At 42.3% G+C, this 10905-nt stretch carries 12 protein-coding genes; 7 read left to right on the forward strand and 5 right to left on the reverse strand.

What is annotated here, in order from left to right:
* Positions 1 to 34: 34 nt before the first annotated feature.
* Positions 35 to 1243, forward strand: a complete 1209-nt coding sequence (gene trpB / locus FTU87_RS12935) for a tryptophan synthase subunit beta (RefSeq protein WP_005170649.1) — start codon at positions 35 to 37, stop codon at positions 1241 to 1243.
* A gap of 126 nt (positions 1244 to 1369) precedes the next feature.
* On the opposite strand, the gene FTU87_RS12940 is transcribed toward trpB, so the two are convergent.
* From FTU87_RS12940 to FTU87_RS12950, 3 genes are all read right to left on the reverse strand, one after another.
* Positions 1370 to 1801: a CBS domain-containing protein gene (locus FTU87_RS12940; RefSeq protein ID WP_005097071.1), complete on the reverse strand. Its 432-nt coding sequence runs from the start codon at positions 1799 to 1801 to the stop codon at positions 1370 to 1372.
* Between the two features lie 104 nt (positions 1802 to 1905).
* Positions 1906 to 2286 (reverse strand): DUF2750 domain-containing protein, encoded by a 381-nt coding sequence (locus FTU87_RS12945; RefSeq protein ID WP_180097587.1) that lies wholly within the window; start codon positions 2284 to 2286, stop codon positions 1906 to 1908.
* Positions 2287 to 2438: 152 nt separating this feature from the next.
* Complete coding sequence (locus tag FTU87_RS12950) at positions 2439 to 2672, reverse strand: hypothetical protein (protein WP_005097069.1); 234 nt, start codon at positions 2670 to 2672, stop codon at positions 2439 to 2441.
* Between the two features lie 224 nt (positions 2673 to 2896).
* Here FTU87_RS12950 and FTU87_RS12955 point away from each other — a divergent pair, with 224 nt between their 5' ends.
* Together FTU87_RS12955 and FTU87_RS12960 are read left to right on the forward strand one after the other, a co-directional pair.
* A complete protein-coding gene (locus FTU87_RS12955; protein ID WP_035337940.1) occupies positions 2897 to 3256 on the forward strand; it encodes a hypothetical protein in 360 nt (119 codons plus the stop codon).
* 97 nt (positions 3257 to 3353) lie between these two features.
* The gene (locus FTU87_RS12960; protein WP_005097067.1) at positions 3354 to 3677 is read left to right on the forward strand and encodes a hypothetical protein; all 324 of its coding nucleotides are present in this window, start codon (positions 3354 to 3356) and stop codon (positions 3675 to 3677) included.
* On the opposite strand, the gene FTU87_RS12965 is transcribed toward FTU87_RS12960, so the two are convergent.
* Both FTU87_RS12965 and FTU87_RS12970 read right to left on the reverse strand, forming a co-directional pair.
* Positions 3601 to 5178, reverse strand: coding sequence for a pitrilysin family protein (locus tag FTU87_RS12965; RefSeq protein WP_180097589.1), 1578 nt, complete (start codon positions 5176 to 5178; stop codon positions 3601 to 3603). The two genes, FTU87_RS12960 and FTU87_RS12965, sit on opposite strands and share 77 nt — an antisense overlap.
* An 11-nt stretch (positions 5179 to 5189) precedes the next feature.
* Positions 5190 to 6584: a pitrilysin family protein gene (locus FTU87_RS12970; protein WP_100329629.1), complete on the reverse strand. Its 1395-nt coding sequence runs from the start codon at positions 6582 to 6584 to the stop codon at positions 5190 to 5192.
* Between the two features lie 178 nt (positions 6585 to 6762).
* Here FTU87_RS12970 and ftsY point away from each other — a divergent pair, with 178 nt between their 5' ends.
* The 4 genes from ftsY (at position 6763) to FTU87_RS12990 (ending at position 10384) form a co-directional block, all read left to right on the forward strand.
* Positions 6763 to 7869, forward strand: a complete 1107-nt coding sequence (gene ftsY / locus FTU87_RS12975) for a signal recognition particle-docking protein FtsY (RefSeq protein WP_005097061.1) — start codon at positions 6763 to 6765, stop codon at positions 7867 to 7869.
* Between the two features lie 173 nt (positions 7870 to 8042).
* Positions 8043 to 8732, forward strand: a complete 690-nt coding sequence (locus tag FTU87_RS12980) for a nitroreductase family protein (RefSeq protein WP_100329566.1) — start codon at positions 8043 to 8045, stop codon at positions 8730 to 8732.
* 205 nt (positions 8733 to 8937) lie between these two features.
* Positions 8938 to 9531 (forward strand): nitroreductase family protein, encoded by a 594-nt coding sequence (locus FTU87_RS12985; RefSeq protein ID WP_005097059.1) that lies wholly within the window; start codon positions 8938 to 8940, stop codon positions 9529 to 9531.
* A 199-nt stretch (positions 9532 to 9730) separates the two neighbouring features.
* Complete coding sequence (locus FTU87_RS12990) at positions 9731 to 10384, forward strand: DUF2057 domain-containing protein (RefSeq protein ID WP_074383185.1); 654 nt, start codon at positions 9731 to 9733, stop codon at positions 10382 to 10384.
* The last annotated feature ends 521 nt before the right edge of the window (positions 10385 to 10905 follow it).

Below are 10905 nucleotides of genomic sequence, written 5' to 3' on the forward strand. Positions count from 1 at the left end.
CATTTGTTGTACATTCCAAAGTTCAGGAATTATTATGGCTCATCAAATTAATGGTATTGCTTTACCCAATGAGGACGGCTTTTTTGGTCAATATGGCGGTCAGTTTATTCCGCCCGATCTAAAACAGGCGATGGACGATATCAATGTCGCTTATCAGGAAATCCGCCATACTCCAGAATTCCAGAACGAGCTTAAAGACCTGTTTGCCAACTATGTGGGTCGTCCAAGTCCTTTATTTCATGCCAAGCGTCTGTCAGATCAGTTAGGCGGTGCACAGATTTATCTGAAACGTGAAGATTTAAATCATACAGGTGCACACAAGATCAATCATTGTCTGGGTGAGGCTTTGCTGGCCAAATACATGGGCAAGACCAAAGTCATTGCAGAAACTGGTGCGGGTCAGCACGGCGTCGCATTGGCAACTGCCTGTGCCTTGGTTGGGATTCCATGTGAAATTCACATGGGTCAGGTGGATATTGAAAAAGAGCATCCAAACGTCGTAAAAATGAAGATTCTGGGTGCGCGCCTGATCTCTGTGACGCGTGGTACAGCAACCCTGAAAGATGCAGTTGATAGTGCATTTGAAGAATACTTGAAAGACCCGAAAAATTATATCTATGCCATTGGTTCGGTGGTGGGGCCGCATCCATTTCCAATGATGGTACGTGATTTCCAGTCCATTATCGGTGATGAAATCAAAGTGCAAAGTAATGACCGTTTTGGTGCAAACCCGGACTATGTGGTGGCCTGTGTTGGCGGTGGTTCCAATGCAGTGGGTGCATTTACCGCGTTTTTAAATGAACCGGAAGTAAAGCTGGTGGGCGTAGAGCCGGGAGGTCATGGCCTGGACACCGATATGCATTCGGCGACCTTAACACTGGGTAAACCAAGTCAATTGCATGGTATGGCCTGCTATGTGCTGGAAGATGAGCAGGGTGAACCTTTACCGGTTCATTCGATCGCATCAGGTCTGGATTATCCAGGGGTGGGTCCGCAGCATAGTTTGCTTAAAGACTTAGGTCGGGTTGAATACACCACAGCGACCGATCAGGAATGTCTGGATGCTTTCATGACCTTGTCGCGTGTAGAAGGTATTGTGCCGGCTTTAGAAAGTTCACATGCAGTGGCCTGGGCAATTCGTGAAGCAGGCAAATTGCCAAAAGAAGTCAAGATCGTGGTCAATCTTTCTGGTCGTGGTGATAAAGACTCGGATTATGTGGCAGAAAAATTAGGTCTAAACTGATTTTATCCAAAACACGAGTATAAAAAATCCCGGTTATATACCGGGATTTTTTATACATTCAATCGAAGCTTGATCTTCAGTTATTTAAATGCGCTTCAAATATTGGAGAGAAAGCCAGAGATGCTTTTAACCTGAAATATATTGCTGTAATTGATCAATCAGTTTGCGTTGGTCATCCATTGCTGCTTTGACCAAATCTCCGATTGAAATCAGACCAAGCAGTTTTTCATCTTCTACCACTGGCAGATGCCGTAGATGGCGCTCAGTCATTAAGGCTAAACAGTCTTCTACAGTCGTCGAGGTATTTACGGTAATCACTTTAGAGGTCATGATTTCATTGACTGTGGTATCGAAAGAGGTTCTTTGCATCAGGGCGATTTTACGAGTGTAATCCCGCTCCGACAAAATCCCTACCACGTTATCTTCATGCGTTACCACAAGTGCCCCGATTCCTTTATCAGCCATCAAGGTGATGGCCTCTAAAACAGTAGAATCTGGACGGATGGTATAAATAGCTTGATGCATTTTTTCATTCAGCACCTGTGCCACATTGGTCATGCTTCATCATCCTTACTGGTCAATTTATTATTAATCCTAGAGTATGCCTTCAACCTGAACATCTCTAAGTGTTTAGGTTTTAGTCTTTATAAATAGCATGTTATTTACGCAATGTGCAGTCTTTGTTGTGAAAAAAATAGGTGACGCATCTGTGCAGTGCTCAGTTTAAGTCCGGTGCCATTGGTATTGCACAGGGCTGGGGTGACATTCAGGCGCGACAAGGTCGGCAATAATGCATTTTCAAAATCTTCAGAATTGATTTTACGCGGAGCATAATCAGGCCAATGTTGCTGGGCATAATTTTTGGCATCGAGAGGATTTAGCCAAAACGGGAAAATACAGTCTTCCTGATCACGCATCATTGCCCAGCCTTGATGATATGCGCCCCATAGCTCGCCACAATTCCTTAAAGATTTCAGCATGGTGATCTTGAAAAGGGATTCTTTACAGATCGGATCAATTTGAATAATTTTTCGTGGTTTCATTAGAATAAAGTGCTATTGGATGTCAGACCTTATTCTAGGAACTTTATAAGTAATTACTGTTTCAGCTTTGCAAGGATTGGTAAGAAAATATGTATTTATTGCTATTTATCGAAAAAAAGGGCTGAAAAAAACGCCACCTAGGTGACGTTTCATTATGCTTGCAGGGTGGCCATGTTCTGCCAGTACTGCGCTTTGAGTGAGTCCCGTTCTACACGGAAACCTTGATAATAAAGTTCTGCTAAAAAAAGCGCTGCTTTACCATGACCTGCACGAGCTGCATCTTCAAGCTGTTTTACCGCATCCACAAAGTTCATTTGGGATTGGATGGTATTCACGGCATCTGCATACAGATGTTCCAGATCGTGTTGAGAGAGTTGTTGTATCATATAAAAACTCCTTAATTTTAATTATGATTACAGGACAGACTAATCAGTCTAAATACAAATATAACTTAGTATTGTTAAACTAATATTACAAAATAATGGAAAAGTCAACCATTCGATTTTATTCGTTTACTTTAGTTATAGTTTACATGACTAAACTATACACACTTATAAATATTATTAAGATAAATTGTAAATAGAGATCAAACAATAAGGAGAAAGCCATGATGACAAGAACTTTAGATGGTGTAAATTTTGATATGCCACCAACTGCTGGGCAAATCCTTGAACTTGCACATTTGCATCGCAAGAAACTGGATGACGCTATATTTAGTAAATATACGCATCTAGGTAATTATGGACTGGCACAACGTAAAGAGGTGTATGACTTTACCCGTGCTCTGGACGTCAATCAGCGTGAGCAGTTCTATAAACTCTATAATGGCGAGTTGGTTCGAATTGCAGATGAAGATCGCCTGCATCCCCCTGAAGCAGAAGCGGGGTTAAGTAAATTTGCTGTTGCACTGGTATTGGTGATTGTAGCATTGGTGCTCTATTCCACTATTCTGAGCAGAATGATGAGCTAATCCGCAGAGTCGTGGATTTTAGCCCTGCTAAATATGGCGCTACTGACTTGAACTTATATAAGCCTAACCATACACTACCTTTAACTTGAGGTAGTGTATGTCTATAGATACAGAAAAGTTAATTCAATGGTTCAGCAGAATCAAGCTGGAACAGATTTATAATATTGTTGTCATTTTTATGGTTGTGGTAATTTTATTTTTAGCCGCATTGGCTCTCTATCGTCCGCTTAGCATCTCTCAAATCACCCAGATTCGGCAACTTTCTGAACAGCAAAATTTGCCCCAAACTCAGGATCTGGCACTGGCTCTATTAGAGCAGCAGCATATCCGGCGTGGGCAGTATCTTAAATTGATGCAGGCCTATCAGCAGGAGTCTCTGCGGGCGCGTCAGCTGCCACCGCTCTCGGTGGAGATGCCTTAGGCACAGGGTTTGCTGGCAAATTGAAATTGGCATCCATTAAATTCTGCTCCAAACGCATTTTCAAGGCATCTTTATCCAGTTCTTTATTGACCACGACCAGCGTTAGGCGGTCTGGATGTAAATGTTTGCGTATTGCATTTTGCACATCCTTTGCGCTAATTCTGGCTAGACGTTCCGGATAACTGGATAAATAATCATTTTGCTCACTATAAAAGCCCATATTGCCTAACTGGGCATTAATGGTGGCATTGCTGCTGTAATTGTTAGGGAAGGCGCGCAGCATGCCTGCTTTGGTTTCTTCCAGACGTTGAGTGTCAATCGGTTGGCTGACAAAATTGATAAATGCCTGATGTGCAATCTGAATACTCTCTAGTAGCTGATCCTGCCGTGTAGAATATTTAAAGCTGAATACTCCGGGTGCCTGACTAAAGCTGAATGAGCTATAAGCGCCGTAGCTAAAACCACGTTTGACCCGCAGTTCCTGCATCAGTACCGCATTAAATCCACTCCCGCCAAACATGCGGTTGGCGACTTCTAGGGCCAGTCGGTCTTCAGTAAAGCGTGATGGCCCTATATGTCCAAAAGTGATATGCGCCTGAGACGAGTTATAGGGTAAATGCACCACTTCAAAACCAGATTTAATTTCAGGCTGTGGTAATGCAGCTGCTTTTTGACCTTGAGTTAAATTGCCGGCAATCCGTTCTGACAGTTCCAGCGCCTGTTTGGGGCTGAGTTTACCGGTAATAGCAATATTCATATTTTGCGCCACCAGAAACTGATCACGGAATTGTTTTAATAATTCGGCATTAATTTTCTTGGTACTGCCTTGGGTGCCACTAATTGGCTCTGCATAAGGATGCTGACCATATAGAGTACGATAAAAACGAATATCCATCAGCCGGCTTGGATTTTCCTGTAATTGCTTTTGTCCCACTTGGGTATTGCTTAAAGCCAGATTAATACTGGCGGGTTTAAATGACGCATTCTTTAGAACTTCCATCATCATTCCGAGTGCCGGTTCCAATTTATTTGGATCTGAAAGCGTACGCAGCCGAACCACAAACATGTCCCGATAGGCCTGTACGCTAAATTGTGCTCCAGTCTGGTCAAAAATTGCTGCGACCTGATTCGCACTATATCTGTCTGTGCCTTCACGCATCAACTTGGCTGCCATACTGGACAGGCCATAGAGTCCTTTAGTAATTTCCTGATCACGCGCCGAGCCGGCATTAAAAGTCAGCTGGATATCCACCATTGGAAGATCTTGGGTTTCAACAAATAGCGTACGTACCTGATAGCGATTGTTCAGGTCGTGAATATACGGTGCCTGAAATTCACGCTGCGGATTGAGATTTTTCAGGCTTTGCAACAGAGGGATAGACTGTAACTGACTCGGATTATCGTTTTGATCGGGTTGAGGATCCAGATAATTTTCTGCATCGACAGCAGAAGTAAAACTTAAAATAAAAATAAGTAAAAAAGGACGAAGATGATGACGCATTGCAATCCCCATTATTGGGCTTTTTGTTCAGGTGAGAGATAAAGTGTGCTGAGATTGTCTCGGACGAAATAGGCATTAGCGACACGCTGGATATCCTGAACGCTGACACTTTCAAAATGCTTGGGTAGTTCATCCATCAGCCGATAACTCAGTCCATTGACTTCCATATTGCCAATCATTTTGGCCTGGCCGGCAATATCATCCTGACTATAAATCAAACTGGAGATAAAGCGGGTGCTGATACGATCTACTTCCTGTTGGGTCATGGCGGTGGTTTTGAGTAAATCCACTTCATCCTGAATCGCTTGTTGTGCCTCTTGCAAAGATACGCCTGGCGCAGGTAAGGCAGAAATGCCAAACAGGCTGTCACCACGATTATAAGGATCATAAGAAGCGCTGACAGAGGTCAGAATTTTACGATCACGCACCAGACGGTCTTGCAGGCGTGAAGATATACCGCTGTCCAAAAGGCTACGAATAATGGTCAAGGCATACGCATCTTGTGGGTTTTTGGCAGTACTGAGGGATTTTACATTCCAGGTCATGTACAGATTGGGCACCTGAACATTGCTGTTAATTTCCATATGCCGATAGCCTAAGCGCTCAAACTCCAGTACATCATTACGTGGCGGTGTTGGACGCGCAGGAATATCTCCAAAATATTTTTGCACTTGCGCTAAAGCCGCTTCCGATTCCACATTTCCGACAATTACCAGAATGGCATTATTGGGGCTATACCAGTCCCGATACCATTTTTTGACATCATTTAACTGAATATTGTTCAGGGTTTTCATATGTCCAATCACCGGTTGGCGATAATGGCTGGTCGGATAACTGATCCATTTAAAGCGTTCAAAGGCCTGAGCGCGCGGGTTGTCATCGGTACGCTGGCGCCGTTCTTCCATCACCACTTTAATTTCTGGCGCAAAGTCCTGCTGCCGCAGTAATAAATTGCTCATGCGGTCAGATTCAAGTTCCAGCGCCATAGGGAAATAGGCCTTAGGATAGAGCTGATAATAATTGGTGTAATTGGTAAAGGTGGCGGCGTTGATGCTACCGCCATAAATCCGGCTCAGACGGGTAAGTTCGTCATTTGGAACTTTATGCGTACCTTTGAACATCATATGTTCAAGTGCATGCGATACCCCCAGAATATTGCCAGATTCATCACTGCTGCCGACTTTATACCAGATCTGGGTCATCACCATGGGCGCACGATGGTCTTCCCGAATAATGACTTTTAATCCATTGCTTAAAGTCGTTTCAAAAGTGGTGCGTGATAATTCACTGCGAGTCTGGGCTTGGGCCTGATTAATACTTAATCCCAGCAATAGGACACCAAGTGGATAAAGCGTTTGTTTAATCATTCTGGAAAAAGAGGAGACAGTCAAAAAGGTGGCGGACACTAGATCTCCCAAAAATAGGCATTTGTATTTAGGGTTATTTTTAATAAATGCGGAGATGAAAGCAACCAAGAGCTGTAGCTTTTTGGTATGTTTGTCCAGCATTTGCATTGCTAGCTGCAAAGCAGGCAAGTTATGGTAGAATCTGGGTTTTTAACGCAATGCTTTTCAAGGATTCGGCATGCAACAGCAATCTAATGGGCAAAACAAATTTTTGATTGATGCTGATATCGGAGATGATGATGTCACATTACCGAGCTTACCTGCGGTCAATGTGCCTATCGTAGAAACGCCAAGCGAAGCAGCTGTAGTTTCTGCACCTGTCGTAACAGAAACTGAAAATGAAGATTCTGCGGCGAAAGGTGGCTTCTTTAGCCGTATGAAAGAGGGTTTAACCAAAACCCGTAAAAACCTTGCCGATGGGATGGTCAATATCCTGATCGGTGGTAAAGAAATTGATGATGAATTATTAGAAGAAGTCGAAGAGCAGCTGCTGGTGGCCGATATTGGTGTGGAAGCCACCAAGACCATCATTGCTAACCTGACCGAGCGTACCGAACGTGGTGACTTGATCTACTCGCATTCACTGTATAAGGCGCTTCAGGAAGAACTGGTGGCTTTATTGGCACCCCGGGTAAAACCGCTACACATTGATCCGAATAAATCGCCTTATGTGATTCTAGTGGTCGGTGTAAATGGTGTAGGTAAAACCACCACGATTGGCAAACTGGCCAAACGTCTGCAAGGTGAAGGCAAGACTGTCATGCTGGCGGCAGGTGATACTTTCCGTGCAGCTGCAACGGAGCAGCTACAGATCTGGGGTGAGCGTAATAATATTGCGGTCGTGGCTCAAGGCAATGGTGCAGACTCGGCTTCAGTGATTTTCGATGCTTTTGAAAGTGCGCGTGCCAAAGGCGTAGATGTATTAATTGCTGATACAGCTGGTCGTTTGCATAACAAAGGTCATTTGATGCAAGAGTTGACCAAAGTAAAACGTGTCATGCAGAAAATTGATGCGACTGCACCACATGAAGTGATGTTGGTTGTCGATGCCGGAACAGGTCAGAATGCCATTAACCAGGTCGAAATGTTTGATGAGGCGGTAGGCCTAACCGGTTTGACCATTACCAAGCTCGATGGGACTGCCAAAGGTGGCGTACTGTTTAATATTGCCAGTCGTACTCATGTGCCGATTCGCTTTATTGGTGTGGGTGAGAAAATTGATGACTTGCGTCCTTTCTCTGCCAAATCTTTTGTTGCTGCATTGTTTGAAACTGAAAATAAATAATGCGTGATAATTCACACAAACTCCGCTAAGTGCGGAGTTTGTTGTTTTTGAGGGGTTTGAATGCTTTAAAAATCAGCTAGAAAATATGAACCAGATCTATCTACCGTAATAAAGCCATTATACTTGTATGGGATTATTCGAGCTGTTTTAGCTGGGTTTTGTGGGGGGAAGAAATGGCATTGCTAAATAAAATTGGTCAGGTATTAACAAGTGATATAACCAAGGACTTTAAATTTTCGAAAAAAAACAAACCTGATGATGATTTGAAACTGACTTTTGTTGATCAGTTGAAAAAGCGCCGTAGTATTTATGAACTTGGCAAGCGCGTACATTATAGTCAGGCGTATCTGAGTGAAATGCTTCAGGCAGCAGTCCGCAGTTGTCCTTCAGCCTATAATTCCCAAAGTACGCGGATTGTAGTGTTATTTGCGGATTCTCATTATAAGTTTTGGGAACTTGTCAAACAGGTTCAGCGCCAGCATGTGCCCACACATATTTACGAAGGTGCAGAGATCAAGTTAAATCAGTGTGCCGCGGCATATGGCACGATTTTATTTTACGAAGATCAAGCCGTGATTCAGCAACTACAAAAGAAAATGCCGCTCAATGCAGAAGATTTCCCGATCTGGTCTGAACAGACATCAGGAATGGCGCAATTTGCCGTATGGACTGCACTGGCAGATTCGGGTTTAGGTGCATCTTTACAGCATTATAATCCGCAGATCGACACTTTAGTCGCCGAGCATTTTGACATTGAAAAGAGCTGGTTGTTACGTGCCCAACTTTGCTTTGGCTCGATTGAGCAGGCAGCAAAAGAAAAATTAGAACAGCAAGATCAGCACTTTTTTAAAGTATTGAGTTAAAACCCGATGAAGGACGGTATAGCAGCATGGATGCTGCGAATGAAATCTGGGACTAAACACCTAATACAAATATTCTATTTAGATCTAAGTCTGATTGTTCTATAAATAAAACACATTGTTATGGGAATGCACCTGTTTTAAGTGCTCAAAACACGTAGTATGACTTTATTAGTTTTTAATAATCAAAATACATAGAGGTGAATTTATGGCATTTTTAGATCAAATCAAACAGCGCCGAAGCATTTATACCATTGGGAAAAATGTGAGCTTGGAGCAGGCTGAAATTGAAAATCTCATTAAAGATGCAGTTAAACACAGCCCATCATCTTTTAACTCGCAAACTTCTCGTGTGGTAATTTTATTTGGTCAATCACATGATACTTTCTGGCATATTGTGCGTGAAACCTTGCGTGATCTTGTTTCGACAGATGCATTTGAAGCAACCAATAATAAAATTAATGGTTTTGCAGCAGGTTATGGCACCGCATTGTTTTATGAAGACCAGAATGTGGTGAAATCGATGCAAGAACAGTTTGCACTCTATGCCGATAACTTCCCGGTCTGGTCAGAGCATTCTTCAGCCATTGCGCAGTTTGCAACCTGGACAGCTTTGGCAGAGAAAAATATCGGTGCCTCGTTGCAGCATTACAATCCAATTATTGATGAAGAAGTTGCACAAACTTTTGAAGTCCCATCGCACTGGAAGCTTCGCGCGCAATTGGTCTTTGGTTCTATTGAAGCACCTGCAGGCGAAAAAACCTTTATGGATGATGCGGAGCGTTTTAAAACCTTTGCATAAATCGGGTTTCAGCTAAAAAGAAGTGCTTTTGTGCTTCTTTTTTTATTTGTACTGGCTAATAGCAGATAATTTAAAATTGCTAGTCAAATAAATGCTAAAAGTTCAGGTGAAATAAGAGAAGTTTTTGTCATAAAATTGTCATTTCGACGCGGCATAGTGCAGCTCAACTTTAATAATTAACTTGAAATGAGTAGATGATATGGATTTTCGTATTGCGGCAACTGTAGCGGCACTGTTGTTTAGTACCTCGGTTTTTTCAGCGGTGACTATTACAGTACCTGAAGAAATTAAGATCGTTGCGGTAAATAATCAGGAAATAAAATCAAGTCTATTACGTTCTAATTCAACTTATAAACTGGATGCTGGAATGAATAATATCAGCGTCCGCTATAATGAGTTTTTTCAGCACTCTGATAATTCACATGACATTTTAAAGTCGGGAGTGCTTACTGTAAAAACTCCAGAGCTTAAAGATGGTGAAACCTATCGTTTAGCGTTAATTAATGCACCTCAGAATTTTGACGAAGCTAAAAAGTACCAGGATCAGCCCATCATTGGCTTATATGATGCAAAAAATCAGCTGCTTGTTCAGCAAGCGGGCGCTAAAGATGCAGCGAGAACATGGTTTGCAAATAATGTATTGACCAAAACAGTCGAGATGAGTAGCAAGTCAGCAACATCACTTAATCAACCAGCACCTGTATATGCTCAGGCAGCTAGTGTGGCTACGGTCGCCACTCCTCAAACTCAATTCGTCGGGCAGAATGATCAACAACTCATTCAATTATGGCAAAAGGCCTCCAAAGCTGAACGTCAAAAATTTATGACTTGGTTGGCTGAACAGACGAATTAAAAGATAAAGTATGAAGGATCAAATGGTATTGATGCTTTTTTAATAGGTAGAGTGCAGAGATTTATATTTGGTTATACTTTTAATGCAAAAAATCTGGAAAATCTCTCAGAAAAGGCTAAAAATAACATTTTAGATTAAAAAATAAACGTACAAGTCACTTTTTTGAATCTTTTTGAGAAAAGCCCTTGCGCTTGTTTCTAAAGTGTATAGAATACGCTGCATCAAGGCGATACAGCAAAACGAACTTAGCTGATTGAGTTAGGTTATTGTGTGAGTTGCCTGGTAGCTTGTTTCTGACGAAGAGCAAGAAGATCATTAAGAGATTATGAAGAACAACTTGTGTGGATTTTTACTGGTTGATCGATCGAAATTATTTTCATTGATTGATGGTAGAAATGACTCGAAGTTTATTTGAGAAATATTTGTCAGAAAATTGATGAGCCAAGATTGGTGTCCTTTAGGCACTACTGATTTTAAACTGAAGAGTTTGATCATGGCTCAGATTGAACGCTGGCGGCAGG

Origin of the sequence: Acinetobacter sp. YH12156 (assembly GCF_013418235.1) — a bacterium.
Classification (GTDB): domain Bacteria; phylum Pseudomonadota; class Gammaproteobacteria; order Pseudomonadales; family Moraxellaceae; genus Acinetobacter; species Acinetobacter pseudolwoffii.

What these genes read in the sequence shown, in the direction of transcription:
- FTU87_RS12985 (WP_005097059.1), top strand. Translation starts at nt 8,938, where the DNA reads ATGGCATTTTTAGATCAAATCAAACAGCGCCGAAGCATTTATACCATT.
- FTU87_RS12950 (WP_005097069.1), bottom strand. Translation starts at nt 2,672, where the DNA reads ATGATACAACAACTCTCTCAACACGATCTGGAACATCTGTATGCAGAT.
- FTU87_RS12960 (WP_005097067.1), top strand. Translation starts at nt 3,354, where the DNA reads ATGTCTATAGATACAGAAAAGTTAATTCAATGGTTCAGCAGAATCAAG.
- FTU87_RS12980 (WP_100329566.1), top strand. Translation starts at nt 8,043, where the DNA reads ATGGCATTGCTAAATAAAATTGGTCAGGTATTAACAAGTGATATAACC.
- trpB (WP_005170649.1), top strand. Translation starts at nt 35, where the DNA reads ATGGCTCATCAAATTAATGGTATTGCTTTACCCAATGAGGACGGCTTT.
- FTU87_RS12965 (WP_180097589.1), bottom strand. Translation starts at nt 5,178, where the DNA reads ATGCGTCATCATCTTCGTCCTTTTTTACTTATTTTTATTTTAAGTTTT.
- FTU87_RS12955 (WP_035337940.1), top strand. Translation starts at nt 2,897, where the DNA reads ATGACAAGAACTTTAGATGGTGTAAATTTTGATATGCCACCAACTGCT.
- FTU87_RS12945 (WP_180097587.1), bottom strand. Translation starts at nt 2,286, where the DNA reads ATGAAACCACGAAAAATTATTCAAATTGATCCGATCTGTAAAGAATCC.
- FTU87_RS12990 (WP_074383185.1), top strand. Translation starts at nt 9,731, where the DNA reads ATGGATTTTCGTATTGCGGCAACTGTAGCGGCACTGTTGTTTAGTACC.
- ftsY (WP_005097061.1), top strand. Translation starts at nt 6,763, where the DNA reads ATGCAACAGCAATCTAATGGGCAAAACAAATTTTTGATTGATGCTGAT.
- FTU87_RS12940 (WP_005097071.1), bottom strand. Translation starts at nt 1,801, where the DNA reads ATGACCAATGTGGCACAGGTGCTGAATGAAAAAATGCATCAAGCTATT.